The 15,378-nt window shown below is 64.2% G+C and carries 23 protein-coding genes; all 23 read left to right on the forward strand.

Annotation, left to right across the window (positions count from 1 at the left end; all coding sequences use genetic code 11):
* The first annotated feature begins 261 nt into the window (after window positions 1-261).
* Entirely contained in the window at window positions 262-867 is a 606-nt protein-coding gene (locus AC5P6A_RS20300; protein WP_495222390.1) for a hypothetical protein, read from the forward strand.
* A 156-nt stretch (window positions 868-1,023) separates the two neighbouring features.
* Complete coding sequence (locus AC5P6A_RS20305) at window positions 1,024-1,221, forward strand: hypothetical protein (protein WP_049454476.1); 198 nt, start codon at window positions 1,024-1,026, stop codon at window positions 1,219-1,221.
* Window positions 1,218-1,682 (forward strand): lysozyme, encoded by a 465-nt coding sequence (locus tag AC5P6A_RS20310; RefSeq protein ID WP_251103536.1) that lies wholly within the window; start codon window positions 1,218-1,220, stop codon window positions 1,680-1,682. Before AC5P6A_RS20305 ends, AC5P6A_RS20310 begins: the two co-directional genes overlap by 4 nt.
* Window positions 1,679-2,155, forward strand: a complete 477-nt coding sequence (locus AC5P6A_RS20315) for a lysis system i-spanin subunit Rz (RefSeq protein ID WP_495222391.1) — start codon at window positions 1,679-1,681, stop codon at window positions 2,153-2,155. Before AC5P6A_RS20310 ends, AC5P6A_RS20315 begins: the two co-directional genes overlap by 4 nt.
* Window positions 2,152-2,496 carry a DUF1064 domain-containing protein gene (locus AC5P6A_RS20320; RefSeq protein ID WP_188250153.1) on the forward strand — a complete coding sequence of 115 codons (345 nt, stop codon included), beginning with the start codon at window positions 2,152-2,154 and terminating at the stop codon, window positions 2,494-2,496. Before AC5P6A_RS20315 ends, AC5P6A_RS20320 begins: the two co-directional genes overlap by 4 nt.
* Complete coding sequence (locus tag AC5P6A_RS20325; RefSeq protein WP_253133203.1) at window positions 2,496-2,678, forward strand: hypothetical protein; 183 nt, start codon at window positions 2,496-2,498, stop codon at window positions 2,676-2,678. Before AC5P6A_RS20320 ends, AC5P6A_RS20325 begins: the two co-directional genes overlap by 1 nt.
* The gene (locus AC5P6A_RS20330) at window positions 2,659-2,949 is read left to right on the forward strand and encodes a hypothetical protein (protein WP_495222393.1); all 291 of its coding nucleotides are present in this window, start codon (window positions 2,659-2,661) and stop codon (window positions 2,947-2,949) included. Before AC5P6A_RS20325 ends, AC5P6A_RS20330 begins: the two co-directional genes overlap by 20 nt.
* Window positions 2,949-3,278 carry an HNH endonuclease gene (locus AC5P6A_RS20335; protein ID WP_409349623.1) on the forward strand — a complete coding sequence of 110 codons (330 nt, stop codon included), beginning with the start codon at window positions 2,949-2,951 and terminating at the stop codon, window positions 3,276-3,278. The genes AC5P6A_RS20330 and AC5P6A_RS20335 overlap by 1 nt, the downstream gene beginning before the upstream one ends.
* Before the next feature lie 111 nt (window positions 3,279-3,389).
* Window positions 3,390-3,803 carry a hypothetical protein gene (locus AC5P6A_RS20340; RefSeq protein WP_235647034.1) on the forward strand — a complete coding sequence of 138 codons (414 nt, stop codon included), beginning with the start codon at window positions 3,390-3,392 and terminating at the stop codon, window positions 3,801-3,803.
* Window position 3,804: 1 nt separating this feature from the next.
* The gene (locus AC5P6A_RS20345; protein ID WP_251103566.1) at window positions 3,805-5,502 is read left to right on the forward strand and encodes a terminase large subunit; all 1,698 of its coding nucleotides are present in this window, start codon (window positions 3,805-3,807) and stop codon (window positions 5,500-5,502) included.
* A gap of 8 nt (window positions 5,503-5,510) precedes the next feature.
* Entirely contained in the window at window positions 5,511-6,785 is a 1,275-nt protein-coding gene (locus AC5P6A_RS20350) for a phage portal protein (protein ID WP_235647036.1), read from the forward strand.
* Window positions 6,763-7,605 (forward strand): head maturation protease, ClpP-related, encoded by an 843-nt coding sequence (locus tag AC5P6A_RS20355; RefSeq protein ID WP_032129826.1) that lies wholly within the window; start codon window positions 6,763-6,765, stop codon window positions 7,603-7,605. Before AC5P6A_RS20350 ends, AC5P6A_RS20355 begins: the two co-directional genes overlap by 23 nt.
* An 11-nt stretch (window positions 7,606-7,616) precedes the next feature.
* A complete protein-coding gene (locus AC5P6A_RS20360) occupies window positions 7,617-8,867 on the forward strand; it encodes a phage major capsid protein (RefSeq protein ID WP_235647037.1) in 1,251 nt (416 codons plus the stop codon).
* A 61-nt stretch (window positions 8,868-8,928) separates the two neighbouring features.
* Window positions 8,929-9,399, forward strand: coding sequence for a hypothetical protein (locus AC5P6A_RS20365; protein ID WP_235647038.1), 471 nt, complete (start codon window positions 8,929-8,931; stop codon window positions 9,397-9,399).
* Between the two features lies 1 nt (window position 9,400).
* The gene (locus AC5P6A_RS20370; protein WP_235647039.1) at window positions 9,401-9,880 is read left to right on the forward strand and encodes a head-tail connector protein; all 480 of its coding nucleotides are present in this window, start codon (window positions 9,401-9,403) and stop codon (window positions 9,878-9,880) included.
* The gene (locus tag AC5P6A_RS20375; RefSeq protein WP_235647040.1) at window positions 9,877-10,212 is read left to right on the forward strand and encodes a phage head closure protein; all 336 of its coding nucleotides are present in this window, start codon (window positions 9,877-9,879) and stop codon (window positions 10,210-10,212) included. The genes AC5P6A_RS20370 and AC5P6A_RS20375 overlap by 4 nt, the downstream gene beginning before the upstream one ends.
* Window positions 10,205-10,708 (forward strand): HK97-gp10 family putative phage morphogenesis protein, encoded by a 504-nt coding sequence (locus AC5P6A_RS20380; RefSeq protein WP_495222395.1) that lies wholly within the window; start codon window positions 10,205-10,207, stop codon window positions 10,706-10,708. The genes AC5P6A_RS20375 and AC5P6A_RS20380 overlap by 8 nt, the downstream gene beginning before the upstream one ends.
* The gene (gp17, locus tag AC5P6A_RS20385; RefSeq protein ID WP_235647041.1) at window positions 10,705-11,067 is read left to right on the forward strand and encodes a tail completion protein gp17; all 363 of its coding nucleotides are present in this window, start codon (window positions 10,705-10,707) and stop codon (window positions 11,065-11,067) included. The genes AC5P6A_RS20380 and gp17 overlap by 4 nt, the downstream gene beginning before the upstream one ends.
* A 78-nt stretch (window positions 11,068-11,145) precedes the next feature.
* Window positions 11,146-11,619, forward strand: coding sequence for a phage tail tube protein (locus AC5P6A_RS20390; RefSeq protein ID WP_392421846.1), 474 nt, complete (start codon window positions 11,146-11,148; stop codon window positions 11,617-11,619).
* 121 nt (window positions 11,620-11,740) lie between these two features.
* A complete protein-coding gene (locus AC5P6A_RS20395) occupies window positions 11,741-12,115 on the forward strand; it encodes a hypothetical protein (protein ID WP_235647043.1) in 375 nt (124 codons plus the stop codon).
* 77 nt (window positions 12,116-12,192) lie between these two features.
* The gene (locus AC5P6A_RS20400) at window positions 12,193-12,408 is read left to right on the forward strand and encodes a hypothetical protein (protein ID WP_012511474.1); all 216 of its coding nucleotides are present in this window, start codon (window positions 12,193-12,195) and stop codon (window positions 12,406-12,408) included.
* 2 nt (window positions 12,409-12,410) lie between these two features.
* Window positions 12,411-14,378 (forward strand): hypothetical protein, encoded by a 1,968-nt coding sequence (locus AC5P6A_RS20405; RefSeq protein ID WP_495222396.1) that lies wholly within the window; start codon window positions 12,411-12,413, stop codon window positions 14,376-14,378.
* 223 nt (window positions 14,379-14,601) lie between these two features.
* Window positions 14,602-15,363: a hypothetical protein gene (locus tag AC5P6A_RS20410; RefSeq protein WP_495222397.1), complete on the forward strand. Its 762-nt coding sequence runs from the start codon at window positions 14,602-14,604 to the stop codon at window positions 15,361-15,363.
* The last annotated feature ends 15 nt before the right edge of the window (window positions 15,364-15,378 follow it).

A 15,378-nucleotide genomic window follows, 5' to 3' on the forward strand; every position in this document is an offset into this window, starting at 1 on the left:
ACTTCCTAGGTCATCGAAAAGTGGTGCAATCTTCCTAGCATCCAGACGCAAGCCCCGGCCCAGCCGGGGCTTATTGTTCGGGACCTCTTGTGTGTAAGCTCCCTCGATCAACTAGGGGGATATATGGTCAAAAATTCCTTTGATGTGCCAGGCGATGTGCCCAAACAGTCCAAGACCGCTACTAGGGTTGGGGTTGTTCTTACTATTGTGTATGCATGCTGCATGGGGGTCTACGTATGGTGTGAGTGGAATCATCTACTGATGATGAAGCCCAACGAGTTCGGTGATTTTATGGCGGGAGCATTTGGCCCGTTGGCATTGTTCTGGCTTGTGTGCGGCTACTTCCAGCAAGGTGCGGAACTCCGTCAGAATACCGACGCGCTTAAGCTCCAATCGGAGGCTTTAGAGAGGCAGGTGGAGGAGCTGGAAATGTCAGTCCAGCATCAAGCCGAGCTTGCGGCCGCATCTCGAGATGCTCTGGAATTCTCGCTTAGGGAGAGCGCAATTCGTGCCGAGCAAGAGATGGAAATGCATACTCCCCATTTTTCCGCGCAGCGCTTCGAATCGTATGTCCAGAGCGCGCCAGGGCTTTTCGAAGTCCAGCTGAAGAATGACGGCGCAAATGCCTGGATTGTTAGTATCGAATCGAGTGAGTGCGGTCTAGCTTTGGAAAAACAGAGCTTCCTTGGTACAGGTGATTCGATGGAAATAGTGGCCATGAAACCAGATGGGTTTGGTTGGCCGTCGGAAGTGAAGATCACCGTGACCTTTAGAAATGCGCTCAATCGTAGAGGGCAAGCGGTGATGACATTCCAGCAGGACAGGGAACGGCGGCAGTATTTGAGCCCGGTTATAGCCGTAAATTGAAGTTTTTTGAGTGAACCCGTGGCCCCTGACAATGTCAGGGGCCTTTTCTTTGCCCAGGTCCCAGCAGGACTAACTCTCGTGCCGCGCCGGCGCGAGGGGCGGGCACCTATCAACCGGGAGGGGCAAATGCCGAACCGGACAAGTAATGGGGCCAGCATGCACGACGAAATCATTGGCACTGCCGCTGGTGCTGTAGCGAAGGCTGCTCCACCTGTGACGGTTGCTGGCGCGGTGGCCGCCGGAGCGAACCTCGATCGCGTGGTGGTGGTTCTGACGATCATCTACCTGGTGGGTCAGATCAGCTATCTGGGCTGGCGCTGGGTTCGCGAGTGGCGGCAGAGGGCGCGAGCATGAGGTCCAAGATCATCGGTAGCAGCACCGTCGCCGTCATCGCTTTGGCCGCGACCGCGCTGGTAAAGCCATGGGAAGGCTACTCGCCGACGCCTTATGTCGACATGGTCGGCGTTGCCACCTACTGCTATGGCGACACCAGCCGCCCGGAGAAGGCGGTTTATACCGAGCAGGAGTGCGCCGAGAAGTTGAACAGCCGGCTGGCCCAGTACCTGACCGGCATTCAGGCATGCATCCGCGTGCCACTGCAGCCCCACCAGGCTGCGGCGCTGCTCAGCTGGACCTACAACGTGGGCGTGGGCGCGGCCTGCCGTTCGACGCTGGTCGGGCGGATCAACGCTGGCCAGCCCGCCGCGAGTTGGTGCCCGGAGCTGGACCGCTGGGTCTACGCCGGCGGCAAGCGCGTGCAGGGCCTGGTGAACCGTCGAGCTGCCGAGCGGGCCATGTGCGAGGGCAGGTCGTGAACCGCGTCGCCATCGCGGTCGCCGCTTTTGCCCTTTGGTCCGGTGCCATGTTCGGGGCTGGCTGGGGTTGGCGTGGCGATCGCGCAGAGAGTGCTGAAGCCCGGCAGCTGGCCAGTACCAGCTCCGCCCAGGTGCAGCAGATCAACCAGACCCGTGCCATCGAGCACGCCCAGGCCGAGACACTGGCCACCATCGGAGCGAAGCATGAAGAAGACCGCGCTGCAGCCGAGGCCGTCCCTGCTGCTGTTGTGGCTGACCTGCGCGCTGGTCGTCTCCAGTTGCGCGACGACCTCGCCACCTGCAATACCGCTCGCCTGTCCGAAGCCGTCGCCGGCGCCGTCGAACGTGACCAGGCAGCCCAACTACGAGCAGAGGTCGCGGGCGCTCTTGTTCAAATCGGACGAGACGCCGACGACCATGTCCGGGCCTGCCAGGCCGTGATCGCAGCTGACCGTCAACCGGTGGCGCCATGAACCGCCGGCTGCTGGCACTGGGCCGGTTGAAGACCGGCGAGATGAACAAGACCGAGGCTGCGTATGCCGAGCGGCTGCGCGCGCTGCAGGCTGCGGGCGAGGTCCAGTGGCACCGGTTCGAGGGCATGAAGCTGCGGCTGGCAGACAACACGTTCTACACCCCGGACTTTGCGGTCATGGCTGCCGACGGCGTCATGGAGTGCCACGAGGTCAAGGGGCACTGGCAGGACGATGCACGGGCCAAGATCAAGATCGCAGCGGCCATGTACCCGTTCCGCTTCATTGCGGTGAAGGCCAGGCCCAAGCGGGACGGCGGTGGCTGGGCAGTGGAGGAGTTCTGATGACTGCGACATTGCGCGCGTCGATACGCATGCGGTGGTGGCTGCGCTGCTACCTCGCCGCAGTGATGTGGTTCGCCCGGGCAACGGGGATGGAGCCGGACTGGGACCGGGTCGACCGGTGGATACGCCGTGGCCTGGTGCTGCAAACAACGAGGATTGCTGATGAACGCTGCACGGATTGAATCGCTGGCGGCTGACCTGGATGCCGAGCGGGCTGCGCGCGCTGCTGCTATTGCCGCCTTGGCCGCGCGAATTGATGGCAGCACCGACGCGCGCATTGACCGCTTGGTGGGGGCTATCGAGCAGCAGGCCAAGCAGATCGCCGAGCTGGCGATGCACAGCGGGCTGCTGGTGCAGGCGGTGGCGCAGCTGCTTGGCGAGGAGGCCGGCGCACCGGTGCTGGAAGACGGCGCCGAACCCGAGCGCGTGGACCTGGACGGAAAGCCGTACTGATGGCACGGCTTCGCACAGTCCCGCAGCGTCTGGCGGCCATTAACCCCAAAGTGTCGCGCCTCGCTCCTGATCGACAGGCTGCGCGTGCGCTGCCGACCAATAGCGCCAAGTGGCGTCGTATACGGGAGTCGGTGCTCTTGCGTGATCACTACACCTGCCGCTGCTGCGGCCGGATGGTGGCGGGCAAGGGGGAGGCTCATGTTGACCATGTGGACGGCAACAGTAGCTACAACCCTGCAGACGGCAGCAACTGGCAGACCCTCTGTGTGCCGTGCCACAGCACAAAGACGGCGCGCGAGGACGGCGGGTTCGGGAACGTCAGGCGCTGATGGCCTGTGGATAAGTGGGAGGGGGGATCAAAAGTTTCGATCCCCTCTCCGCTCGATACGCGCACCCTCCCACGCACGGAAAAAATTCCCCTCAGGAAAGGAAATCAGCAAATGGCAGGCGTCAAAGGCAAGAGCGGCGGCCCGCGCAAGAACGCAGGCGGCGCAAGGCCTGGCGCCGGTCGAAAGCCTAAGCAACCGGTCCCGGTTCCCGCGAAGAAATCAGCAAATACCAAGGTCTCGGCGGTGAAGGTCTCTCTGGAAGCCCAACCCGGCGGTGGCGCCCTAAAGCGCACCAAGTCGGTGCCGGTTGAGCAGGAGGACAAGGACATGCTGACCCTTCTCCAGGACATTGCGCTGGGCCGCGTGGCCGCAACTGCACTGCAGGTGAAAGCGGCCTCGGCGGCGTTGCCCTACACCCATGCCAAGAAGGGCGAGGGCGGCAAGAAGGAGGAGCGGCAACAGAAAGCCCAGGCCGTGGCCGGTCGCTTCGCCCCTTCCGCTCCGCCCCGCCCTCGGATGAACTGAGATGGGAATCGCCTACACAACGGCCTGCCTGGACTGGGTGGATCGCTTGCGTGCGGGAAAGAGCATCATCCCGCCGCCGATCTACCCGAGTCAGGCGGAAGAGGCACTGCAAGTCTTCAAGCAACTACGGATCGTTGATGCACCAGGTAGTCCGACCTTCGGGGAGGCCTGCGAGCCATGGGTATTCGACTTTGTAGCGGCCATCTTTGGCGCTTACGACGCGGAGACCGGTCGTAGGCTGATTCGCGAGGTGCTGATGCTGATCCCGAAGAAGAACAGCAAGTCCACGCTGGCGGCCGGGATCATGGTGACTGCCCTGATCCTGAACTGGCGTGTGTCAGCGGAGATGATCATCCTGGCGCCAACCGTGGAAATCGCCAACAACGCGTTCGCGCCGGCCCGGGACATGATCAAGGTCGATGACGACCTGTCCGAGCTGTTCCACGTGCAGGACCATGTACGCACCATCACCCATCGGACGATGGGGGCCACCTTGAAGGTGGTCGCGGCCGATAGCGAAACAGTCGGCGGCAAGAAGGCCAGCTGGGTACTGATTGATGAGGAGTGGCTGTTCGGCAAGCGCCCCAATGCCGAGGCGATGTTCCGCGAAGCGGTCGGCGGCCTGGCGTCGCGCCCTGAAGGGATTGTCATCAAGCTGACGACCCAATCCGATGAGCCTCCGGCTGGCGTGTTCAAGCAGGACCTGCAGCGCATGCGGGACGTGCGTGATGGCAAGATCGTGGACCCTCAGTCGTTGCCGGTGCTCTATGAGCACCCGCCTGAGATGGTTGCCGCTGGCGATCACCTGAAGCTGGAGAACATGCCGCTGGTCAATCCCAACTTCGGGGTGTCGGTGGACTCGGAGTTCCTGAGACGAGAGTACGAGAAGGCTGAACAGGCAGGCGAGCACTCGCTACGGGGCTTTCTGGCCAAACATGCGAATGTCGAAGTCGGGCTCAATCTGCGCTCGGATCGCTGGGCCGGCGCGGACTTCTGGGAACAGCAAGCCCGTCCGGAGCTTGTGGCGACGCTAGACGATTTGCTGCGGCGTTGCGAGGTGATCACCACCGGGATCGATGGTGGCGGGCTGGACGATCTGCTGGGCTTAGCAGCTGTAGGGCGTGAACGGGAGACACGCAAGTGGCTGGCCTGGGTTCACGCCTGGGCGCACGAGATCGTGCTGGAGCGGCGCAAGGATATCGTCACCAAGCTTCGCGAGTTCGAGCGGGCAGGTGACCTCACCATCGTCAAGCTGCCTGGGCAGGACGTGGATCAGGTGGCCGATGCCATCTGCCGGATCAAGCAGGCGGGACTGATGCCTGAAGAGAACGGCATCGGGGTGGATCCGGCGGGGATCGGGGCGATTGTTGATGAGCTGACCACCGAGGATCGAGGCATAGATCTCAAGCAGATCGTAGCCGTCTCCCAGGGCTGGAAGCTCAATGGCGCTATCAAGACGACAGAACGCGCATTGGCCGGTGGCGACCTGGTCCATGCCGGGCAACCGCTGATGGCGTGGTCGGTAGGCAATGCGAAGGTGGTTCCAGCCGGAAACGCCATCACGATCACCAAGCAGGTCAGCGGAACGGCAAAGATCGATCCGCTGATGGCGCTGTTCAACGCGGTTTCGTTGATGGCACTCAACCCCACTGCTCGCGGCACCTCTGTTTACGAGAGTCGCGGCATCCGATTCCTATAAGGAACCTCATGTCTCGTTTCAATGCCGAAGATCTGGCGTCCCTGGACCGGTACTGGAACCCTCCGCCGGTCCTCGATTCGCCTCCTCTACAAGCTGCGCGGGCCCAAGCTGGCCAGTTCACTGGAATGGGCGACCCGGCACTATTGGAGTTCATCCGATCGCAAGGTGGGCACGGCGGCGGTGGCTACCAGCTGCGCAACATGGCAGTGCTCCGCTGCCTGTCTCTGATCTGCGGAACCATCGGCATGCTGCCGCTGAACCTGGTTGAGTCGGGTGGGAAGAAACGGATAGCGATTGAGCATCCTGCGCATCGCTTGCTGAAGATAAAGCCGAATCCATGGCAGACCCCGCTGGAGTTCAAGCGGCAGATGGAGCTAGCCCGGCAGCGGCACGGGGATGCCTACGCGCGGATCGTGTGGTCTGCCGGTCGGCCAATCCACCTGATTCCGCTGGATTCCCTGGCGGTGCGGGCTGAGCTTGGCGACGACTGGCGGATGATCTATCGGTTCAACAGTAAGAAGCGTGGCGAGGTCATCCTCAAGCAGGAGGATGTGCTGCACATCCGCGATTTGTCCGTGGACGGCGTGACCAGCCTGTCCAGGATGAAGCTGGCAGATCGGGCTATCCGGCTGGCGCTGGATGCGGAACAGGCAGCGAGTCGGATCTTTGAGACCGGCAACATGGCTGGTGGCGCCATCGAAGTTCCGCAGGCGTTGAGTGACATGGCTTATGGCCGGATGCGTGGGTCTCTGGACACTGAGTACGCCGGAGCAACAGCAGCGCAGAAATGGATGCTTCTGGAAGAAGGGGCCAAGGCCAACAAATTCGGAAGCACCGCCCAGGAAGCCCAGCACGTCGAGAACCGCGGCGCACAGGTGGAGGAGGTGGCCAGACTCTATGGCGTGCCCCGACCGCTCCTGTTCCTGAGCGACACCAGCTGGGGCACCGGCATCGAGCAGCTGGGCATCTTCTTCCTGCAGTACACGATGCTGGAGCATTTCACTAACTGGGAGCAGGCGGTCGCGCGATCGCTGATCGACGAGCGGGACCTGGAGCGCTACCAGCCCAAGTTCAACGTGCGGGCGCTGATGCGCGGCACGCTCAAGGATCAGGCGGACTTCTTCAAGGCCGCGCTCGGTTCCGGCGGTACGGCGCCGTTCCACACGCAGAACGAGGTCCGCGACCTGCTGGATTATCCGGAATCGGACCAGCCCGGGGCCAATGACCTGATCAACCCCATGACACAGAAGGGAAAGAGCAATGAGCCTCCGGCAGCTGCCTGAAATCCGTGCCGAGCGACGGCTCGGCGCCGCCCAGTTCGACATGCGTCCCGACGCGCTCGAACGCTGGGAGCCCGAAGTTCGCGCCGCCGGCAACGACGCGAACAGCATCTCGATCTATGACTCGATCGGCGAGAACTGGGAGGGAACCGGCGTCACCGCCAAGCGCATCAGCGCCGCCCTTCGCGCGATCGGCGAGAAAGACGTGGTGGTGAACATCAACTCGCCCGGAGGCGACTTCTTCGAAGGTGTCGCTATCTACAACCTGCTGCGCGAGCACCAGGGCAGAGTGACCGTCCAGGTCATGGGCCTGGCCGCGTCGGCGGCGTCGGTGATCGCGATGGCCGGTGACGAGATCCTGATGGGCGACGGATCGTTCCTGATGATCCACAACGCTTGGGCGGTGGCCATCGGCAATCGGCACGATATGGCCGACGCGGCAAGGCTGCTGGAGCCCTTCGACACAGCCATGGCCAAGGTCTACGCGGCCCGCTCGGGAGTCACCGAGGCCGAAGCTGCCCGGATGATGGACGAAGAGACCTGGATTGGCGCCGCCCAAGCGGTGGAGGACGGGTTTGCCGATGGGCTGCTGGACGGCGCTGCCGCCACCAAGGATGCCAAGCAGGCATCGGGTGGGCGCAAGGCTCTGGCCCTGGTCGAAGCGGCGATGGCCAAGGCAGGCCACTCCCGATCCATGCGACGCGACACTCTGAAATCGCTGTTCAACGGCAAGCCGAGCGCTGCCGGGTCCGCTACGCCGAGCGCTGGCGGCAACGAAACCTCGGCCCTGCTGCAGGGCCTTCTCGACAACATCAAAGCCTAAGAGGCCAACACATGACCAAGATGACCCACGGCCGCGTCCCGCGCGGCCTCGTTTCCGTGCACGCCGATGGTGGCAGCCAGCCCGACGTGAAGGCGCTGGTGGAGTCTCTGAACAAGGCATTCTCCGAGTTCAAGGCCGAACACACCAAGCAGCTCGAAGAGATCAAGAAGGGCAGCGCCGATGCACTGCAGGCCCTGAAGGTCGACAACATCAACGCCGATATCACCCGGTTGCAGGCCGCGGTCGACCAGGCCAACACCCAGATGGCCGCGTTCCAGATGGGTGGCGGCAGCGCCGGCAGTGGCGTGGCCGACGCCGAATACACCGATTCGTTCCGTGCACACTTCCGCAAGGGTGAAGTGCAGGCGGCCCTCAACAAGGGCGCGGCCGATGAGGGCGGCTACCTGGCACCGGTCGAATGGGACCGCTCGATCACCGACCGCCTGGTCATCGTCTCGGACATGCGCCAGCTGGCCAACGTGCAGCCGTGCTCCGGGGCGGGGCTGACCAAGCTCTACAATACCGGCGGCACGTCGTCGGGCTGGGTGGGCGAAGAAGATCCCCGCCCGGAGACCGCAACGGCGAAGCTGCGTCCGCTCAGCTTCGGCTGGGGCGAGATCTACGCCAATCCGGCGGCTACCCAGCAGCTGCTGGACGATGCCGAAATTGACCTGGAGGCATGGCTGGCCGGCGAGGTCGAGCTGGAGTTCGCCAAGCAGGAGGGCGATGCGTTCTTCTCCGGCAACGGCGTCAACAAGCCGTTCGGCATCCTGACCTACGTGGACGGTGGGGCCAATGCCGCGAAGCACCCATTCGGTGCAATCAAAGTCGTGAACAGCGGCGTGGCGGCCGGCATCGACGGTGACAGCATTCTGGACCTGGTCTATGACCTGCCGTCGGCGTTCACCGCGGGCGCCAAGTTCGCGCTGAACCGCAAGACGCAGGGTGTGGTCCGCAAGCTGAAGGATGCGCAGGGCAACTACCTGTGGCAGCCGTCGCTGGTGGCCGGTCAGCCTTCGACCCTGGCGGGCTTCGCCGTGCAGGACGTGGCGGCAATCCCGGATGTGGCAGCCAACGCTGTCGCTGCCCTGTTCGGCGACTTCAAGCAGACCTACACGGTGTACGACCGCAAGGGCGTGCGCGTGCTGCGCGACCCGTACACCAACAAGCCCTACGTGATGTTCTACACCACCAAGCGCGTGGGCGGCGGTGTGCACAACCCCGAGCCGATGCGCGCCCTCAAGATCGCGGCTTCGGCCTGATCACCCACCCGTCGGGTGGCCGCGCGCCGCCCGGCATCCACCCTGTGATCGAGGAGCCGTAATGGCAAAGTTCATCAAGCCCTTCCGTGGAGTGCCGGAAGGCGAGATCTATCCCGTTCAGTTCGTTGCCGGCGATGACTGCCCGCCCGAGCTGGAGGCCGGCGCACTCTCTGTCGGTGCGCTCAGCCTGATGGTCGATACACCGTCCCCGTTCCTGGTGGGATCCAGTGTTCAGCCGGAGAGCTTCGAGCTTTCCGACGGCAGTGTCCTGTCGTTGGGTGAGGTGGTTGGCCGCGCACACGCAGCTTCGGGACTGTCGGTGGAGGACTGGAATGCGCTCGAGGAGAGCGCACGCGAGGCGCTGATCGCCGAAACCGTCGACAAGCTGTCCGGCGATGACGATCAGGGCCAGGTCGCTGCTGGCGATAAGCCCGCCTTGATTGCGCAGCTGGAAGCCGCTGGCATCCCATTCGACAAGCGCTGGGGCGCGGAGAAGCTGGCCGCCGCACTGGCTGAAGGGAAGAAGGACTGATATGCCCATCGTCTCACTCGCACAAGCCCGCTCGCATGTGCGGGTTGAGGCGGACTACCCCGAGGAACAGCTGAAGGAAGCTATTGCCGGCGCGCAGGATGCTGCACAGGCATACCTCAATCGGCGGATCTACCAAGACGCCGCCGCGCTGGCTTTGGCAAGGAGCAGCTATCCAGCCGCAATGAAGGCCGCTGCACTTGCAAAAAGCCAGGCGCTGGCAGACGCGATGTTCATTGAGGATGGGGACGAGCGCACTGCCGCGATACGGCTGGCAGCTGTTGCCCATCGCGAGGCGACGGCAGAGGCGGAGGCCTGCATCCACGGCGTTGTTGCGAATCCCAGCATCTTCTCTGCCATCCTGCTGACGCTCGGTCACCTCTATGCGAACCGCACGGACGTGATTGTGGGCGCTCAGGCGGTAGAGCTTCCCAACGGCGCCAAGAGTCTTCTGCGTCCATACCGAAGGGTGATGATGCCATGACGCTTCTAGATGGCGACCTGCAGCACCGTATCCGCTTCGAGCGCAAGACAGACGCGCGCGACCCACTGGGCGGCCCAGGTAAGCCGGTGTGGGTCGAGGTTGTGAGCGTGTGGGCCAAGACCACCAACAATCTTGCGGCAACGACGGAAGCGGTCGCCGCCGGCGCCGAGCGCTACCGGGAGCAGGTTCGGTTCGACATCCGCCCACGTGACGTTGATCCACAGTGGCGGATCGTGTTTCGTGGCCGCGCCTTCGATATCAAGAGCATCGCACCCAGCAACGACCGTAGCGAGATCGCGATTATCGCCGTAGCGGGGTTGGGCAATGGCTGAGCAAGTGTCAATTCAGGGGCTGGATGGCCTGTTGCGCTCGCTGCGTGAGGCGCCCAAGGCCATCCAGGGAAGAGCGGTCCAGACCGGCATGCGCAAGGGCGGCAATGTCATCCGGGACGACGCCAGGCGCCGGGCGCCGAAAGCATCGGGCTTCATGGCGTCTCAGATCGTCACCCGCCGGGCCAACTCCAAGAGCCGACAGCGCGCAGGTGTAGGCCAAGGCGGCGCGTACTTTACCGTAGGCGTTAAGACGGGGCGCCGCCGCAAGTACGCCAACACCAAGCGCAACCGGCGCCGTGGTCGCGTTGGTAAGGTCTACGAGGAATCTGGGTGGGCCTATTACTGGCGGTTCGTGGAGTTCGGCACCAAGAACATGCGGGCCTCTCCCTTCCTCACACCCGCCGGTGAGACGAAAGGGCCGGAGGCGGCACAGGTGATCATCAATGAAACCTGGGCGGCGCTCGACAAGCAGCTGAAAAAGGATGGCTGGCGATGATGGTTCCTTTGATCCAACCCCTGCTGGAAGCCGATGCGACCGTTCGGCAGGTGCTCGGCGACCCTGTCCGTCTGTTCCTGGGTAGTGCGCCTCAGAACACGCCGCTCCCCTACGCGACGTGGGAAGTGGTCAACGGCTCGCCAACTGCGATGCTGTCCGAACCGCCTCCGGCTGACGGCTGGCGGGTCCGCATGACTGTATGGGGCGAGGTCCTCAGCCAAGCCAGCGGCGTTGGCGTCGCTATCCGGGACGTGGTGGAGCGCGTGGGCAGCATCGAGTCGTACAACCCGACGCCCGACAGCGACGGCACGGATGCGATAGGCATTTCATTCGACGTGCGGCTCCTGCAGCTGCGCTGACCCACACAACGGCAACCCACCGGCCCCGCAAGGGGCCTTTTTCATGCCCAGCGACGGGCACAACGCAAGGAAAACCCTATGGGACAGGTACTGAAATCCAAGCATACCCAGCTGTTTATCGCCATCGGCGCGGCGGAGGTCATCAAAGTGACCCGCGTTCGCTCGGTTGGATTCCCCGATGGTCAGGCGTCGGAGATCGATATCTCCGACTTCGATGACGACTGGGACCAGTTTGTCGCAGGTCGAAAGGCGACCGGCAGCACCAGCATCGAAGTGATCTATGACTCCGTCGACTCCGAAGCGCTGGAGGAGCTGCACAAGACAGGCGCGGTGGTGAATTTCCTGGTCACCGCTCCGGCCAGCGAGACGGCGGGTGTTGCCAAGCCGGTGGCGGTCGACGGCGTCATCACCCCGCCCAGCACCGTGCTGTGCAAGCAGTTCAATGGCTTCGTCCAGAACTTCGCGGTGACGGTCGCTGACAATGATGTGTGGAAGGCGACGATGACCATTCGCGGCTCCGGCGAAGTCGCCACCCACCGCCCGGCGCCCTGAACAAGCCAACGGCGAAACTCGGCCCGCTTCGGCGGGCCATCTCTTTGACAGGGCGCGCGGATCCTCCGCGTGTTAGCCGTGCGCGGCCCGCGCGCCCTGTCGCCATACAAGGAAACGGCCAATGAGCAAGAACAGCGACACCCCCGAAACCCAACCGCAGCAGCCCGTGAGCGTCCTGCAGTCGTTCACCAACCTGGGCATGTTCGCCTCCAAGGACGTGCACGCTGACACTATCACCCTGCCCAACGGCGCGAAGGCACAGTTCTACGTGCGCGAGCTGCCGGACGTGGAGTTCCGCAAGCTGTGGGATGAGGGCGACCGCGCCAAGCTGATCGCGGCAACCATTTGCGACGAAGATGGCAAGCCTGTGATGAACGCAAGTCAGGCCGCCCAGCTGAAGCCACTCGTGGCCGCTGAGCTGCAGCGCGTGGCCATGAAGCACTCCGGCTTTGGCGCCGAGGCCGCCCAGGCACAGGCCGACGCGGGAAACGGCTAAGGCAGCGTGGCGAGGACTGGTTCTGGAAAGTCCTCGCCGGTCACCTGCACCGGACGGTGTCGGACTTGCGGGCCACCATGTCGCGCCGCGAGTTCCTGGAATGGTGGGAGTTCCACAAGCGGAACCCGATCGACCCCGTAAGCCTGCACATCAAGCCCGCTGCCTTCGCCGCGTACATCACCGCCTCGCACAGCCAGGGCGGGACCAAGCGCTCCTTTCAGCACTACCTCGACGCTCTCGTGCCACGGTCCGATGAGGACGAGGCGCAGGACTGGTTCGACGGACTGGGATGACCATGACCGACACATTCGGGCGGTTCGCCGCCACGCCCATTGGCCCGGTACTCGCTGCGCGAGATGGCGGGCTTACCCTGGCCACCACCGGCGCCACCACGCTGGCCAGCCACGCGCGCTCCGACTTCGGTCTTGATGCTGGGACGGTGGGCGTGGAGTTTGCGGTGTGGGGCGGTGACGCCGTTGCAGCCCTCGTAGGCTTCGCCACCGGCCCCGCAGCGCTGAACAAGGCGTTGGGTGCGGACCTCGCCAGCATCGGCTGGGACCTCGCCGCCGGGCGCCTGCTGCAGGCTGGCGGTGCGATCGCCACTGGCCTGCCGGCGGCGACGCACGGCGACATTGTCGGGCTACAGGTCGTGTTCTCGACCCCTCGCCAGCTGCGGCTCTACCTCAACGGTGCGCAGATTTACACGAGGGAGCTGCAGCTGTCCGGGCCACTGTTCTTCGCCGCGTCACTGGCCGCCACCAAGGCGGGCGGGCTGTGCCTTGCGGTCAATGCGGGGCAGTGGGGACCGCGAAGTGAAGCGGCTGCAGCTGGGTGGCGCCTCCCCACCGCCAACGTAAGTCCCACGCGCCTGGCGGACGTTGACTGGCTGTCAGCTCCTGGCGACAGCCCGGCGAACGTTCGCTACGAGGGATTGGTGGCCGAGGGCGTCAACCTGATCCAGGAGCTGGCGTTCTGGCCGTGGGGCGGTGATCCGGTGTCCCAGGCAGCGGCCGCCGAGTGCGTTGTGGTCGACGCGGATGGCCTGCTAGACGGAATGGCAGGCACTGGCGTATCAGGCAGTTCGGTGCAGATCCTGCTTGCACCCGAGAACGGGATGCGGGCCGACGCGGTCCCGGCCTTCCGTTGCGCGATCGAGCAGATCGAGATCAACGACGACGGCACCAAGACGCTGCACCTGCGCGATGCGCACGACTACCTGGACGAGACCATCAACCGGGGCGTGTTTCTGCCCAATGTCGCGTCATTGGCATGGAAGCCTCAGCCGGTGGTGATTGGCGCGGTGGCCAGCATTCCGGCCATGGGCGCCAACTCAGACGCAACATCGATGTTCGTCGCTGACAGCCGGGTCTACGTCAATGCGGTTATGGACCGCGGCGACCTGATGGAGATCAACACCTACAACGAGGCCCCGGACGGGCAACAGCTGCTGCTGAAGTCGCCACCGGTGACGCCGGTGGTGGTGGATGCCTCCAGCATCGGCGCGGGCATGATGCCGGCGCGGTTGGAGCAGGCGGTGGGTGATGTGATGGCCCGGTTGGGCCGAGCGGCGTGGTCGGCCAGCGACTGCGCGGTGATCGACCAAGCCACGGGCTACATGGGTATCGGCTACTACGCGGGCACCGCCATTACCGGCCGCGCCGCGCTGAATGCCCTCCTACCCAGCTACGGCGCCGGCTGCTATCAGGATCCATCCGGGGTGCTGCGCTTCGCCCGCGTGACCGCGCCCGAGACCTATGCCGGCGCGTTCGCCTTCGACTTGTCGGAGGATGATCTGGCGGCTGACCTAGTGATGGTGCCCGATGACGCTCCAAACCTGACCCGACGTATGGCCTACCGACCCAACGGCCAGGCGCTGGGCGGATCGGACCTAGTCACTGACGTTGTCGACGTGCCCCAGCCCCGACGCGATGAACTGACCGGCCTCTACCGAGGGCAGGTGTATGGTGCTGGTCCGCTGCACGCCCACTACCAGCGGGCAGAGGCGGCTGACCCGGTCATCTCGTTGTTCTGGCACGCGGCCGACGCGCAGCAGGAAATTGAGCGCGTCCTGGGCATGTACCAAGTGCAGCGCCACTTCTACCAGCTGGCGGTGCGTGGCGATCAGGATCTGGCGCCGCTGCCGGGACAGATCGGCCGGCTCACCTACAGCCGATATGGTCTTGAAGACGGCAAGCCGGTGCTGGTGCGCCGTGTGGAGCGCAACCCTGCCACGGGGGACGTGGTTCTGACGGTGTGGGGCTAGGTATGCGAGACATTCGCCAGTTCGAAGTTGTGGTTGCCAAGTTCCAGCCGCGGCGCCGAGACGACTTGGTGCCGGGAGTGTCGGAGTTCATTGGCCAAGAGGCACGGTGGAAGGCGTGCTGGCTGATCGAGGAGGGTGAGTATGCCGGCGAGTGGGCGATGACGATGCTTCCCGATAACGGGAAGCTCAGCCCGTTTGCATGGGTGCCGTCGGGAGATCTTGAATGTTGATCGGATATGGCATGCCGGCAGTCACGACAGTGACCCTCACCGGTGGCACGTGGTTGAGTGCGGACCAGGGCTCGGCGCTCTTCGACGGGAAGCCGGGTCGCGCATCGCGGATCAGGCGGACCGGCTCGCTGGCGATCACGATCACCCTGGCCGATGCCGTCGTCCCGGGAATCATCGCGATTCTCGGCCTCAACATCCCGCCCGGCGTGCAGGTCAGCGCCGCCGGAGCCATCGGGACCACCGTGCGTCTGCCTGACGGCAGCGTCTGCGCCTGGCTGTTCCCGCAGGCCAGCGCCTTGGTCTCGGTGGTGTCCGTGGAGATCGCCACCACCGCCACCAACGTGGACGTGGGCGAGATTGCCATCTTCCGGGCGGTGGACGTTGGTATCAAGGACGGCTGGGCCGTAGCAACGATTGACGCCAGTGTCCATGCCCGGACCAAGGGCGGCCAGGTCAATACCGTGCGCGGGCCGCTGTACCGCAGGCTGACCTGCACGCTGTCCGGCCGGTCCACGCCGGTTGTGCGCGGGAACGGCCTCGGCGGGATGGACTGGGAGATGATCGGGGCCGCACTGGCGGGTCGACGGCGCTCCTGTGTCGTGCCCCAGTACCGGGATATGGTGACGAAGGCATTCGATCCAGCATTGGCGGCGCGGTCCGCCCTCTACGGCTTCCCGACCCAGTTGCCCAGTGCCGAGAACATCAGTCGACAGTACTTCTCCGGGTATATGGAATTTGAGGAAATCGCTGCGTAGCTGGCATGATCCCGA

The organism is Stenotrophomonas sp. YJH_SMC_20 (assembly GCF_059367845.1).

What these genes read in the sequence shown, in the direction of transcription:
- AC5P6A_RS20325 (WP_253133203.1), top strand. Translation starts at nt 2,496, where the DNA reads ATGACTGCGACATTGCGCGCGTCGATACGCATGCGGTGGTGGCTGCGC.
- AC5P6A_RS20360 (WP_235647037.1), top strand. Translation starts at nt 7,617, where the DNA reads ATGACCAAGATGACCCACGGCCGCGTCCCGCGCGGCCTCGTTTCCGTG.
- AC5P6A_RS20335 (WP_409349623.1), top strand. Translation starts at nt 2,949, where the DNA reads ATGGCACGGCTTCGCACAGTCCCGCAGCGTCTGGCGGCCATTAACCCC.
- AC5P6A_RS20400 (WP_012511474.1), top strand. Translation starts at nt 12,193, where the DNA reads ATGTCGCGCCGCGAGTTCCTGGAATGGTGGGAGTTCCACAAGCGGAAC.
- AC5P6A_RS20390 (WP_392421846.1), top strand. Translation starts at nt 11,146, where the DNA reads ATGGGACAGGTACTGAAATCCAAGCATACCCAGCTGTTTATCGCCATC.
- gp17 (WP_235647041.1), top strand. Translation starts at nt 10,705, where the DNA reads ATGATGGTTCCTTTGATCCAACCCCTGCTGGAAGCCGATGCGACCGTT.
- AC5P6A_RS20345 (WP_251103566.1), top strand. Translation starts at nt 3,805, where the DNA reads ATGGGAATCGCCTACACAACGGCCTGCCTGGACTGGGTGGATCGCTTG.
- AC5P6A_RS20370 (WP_235647039.1), top strand. Translation starts at nt 9,401, where the DNA reads ATGCCCATCGTCTCACTCGCACAAGCCCGCTCGCATGTGCGGGTTGAG.
- AC5P6A_RS20350 (WP_235647036.1), top strand. Translation starts at nt 5,511, where the DNA reads ATGTCTCGTTTCAATGCCGAAGATCTGGCGTCCCTGGACCGGTACTGG.
- AC5P6A_RS20355 (WP_032129826.1), top strand. Translation starts at nt 6,763, where the DNA reads ATGAGCCTCCGGCAGCTGCCTGAAATCCGTGCCGAGCGACGGCTCGGC.
- AC5P6A_RS20305 (WP_049454476.1), top strand. Translation starts at nt 1,024, where the DNA reads ATGCACGACGAAATCATTGGCACTGCCGCTGGTGCTGTAGCGAAGGCT.
- AC5P6A_RS20375 (WP_235647040.1), top strand. Translation starts at nt 9,877, where the DNA reads ATGACGCTTCTAGATGGCGACCTGCAGCACCGTATCCGCTTCGAGCGC.
- AC5P6A_RS20395 (WP_235647043.1), top strand. Translation starts at nt 11,741, where the DNA reads ATGAGCAAGAACAGCGACACCCCCGAAACCCAACCGCAGCAGCCCGTG.
- AC5P6A_RS20330 (WP_495222393.1), top strand. Translation starts at nt 2,659, where the DNA reads ATGAACGCTGCACGGATTGAATCGCTGGCGGCTGACCTGGATGCCGAG.
- AC5P6A_RS20300 (WP_495222390.1), top strand. Translation starts at nt 262, where the DNA reads ATGATGAAGCCCAACGAGTTCGGTGATTTTATGGCGGGAGCATTTGGC.
- AC5P6A_RS20410 (WP_495222397.1), top strand. Translation starts at nt 14,602, where the DNA reads ATGTTGATCGGATATGGCATGCCGGCAGTCACGACAGTGACCCTCACC.
- AC5P6A_RS20380 (WP_495222395.1), top strand. Translation starts at nt 10,205, where the DNA reads ATGGCTGAGCAAGTGTCAATTCAGGGGCTGGATGGCCTGTTGCGCTCG.
- AC5P6A_RS20340 (WP_235647034.1), top strand. Translation starts at nt 3,390, where the DNA reads ATGGCAGGCGTCAAAGGCAAGAGCGGCGGCCCGCGCAAGAACGCAGGC.
- AC5P6A_RS20405 (WP_495222396.1), top strand. Translation starts at nt 12,411, where the DNA reads ATGACCGACACATTCGGGCGGTTCGCCGCCACGCCCATTGGCCCGGTA.
- AC5P6A_RS20310 (WP_251103536.1), top strand. Translation starts at nt 1,218, where the DNA reads ATGAGGTCCAAGATCATCGGTAGCAGCACCGTCGCCGTCATCGCTTTG.
- AC5P6A_RS20320 (WP_188250153.1), top strand. Translation starts at nt 2,152, where the DNA reads ATGAACCGCCGGCTGCTGGCACTGGGCCGGTTGAAGACCGGCGAGATG.
- AC5P6A_RS20365 (WP_235647038.1), top strand. Translation starts at nt 8,929, where the DNA reads ATGGCAAAGTTCATCAAGCCCTTCCGTGGAGTGCCGGAAGGCGAGATC.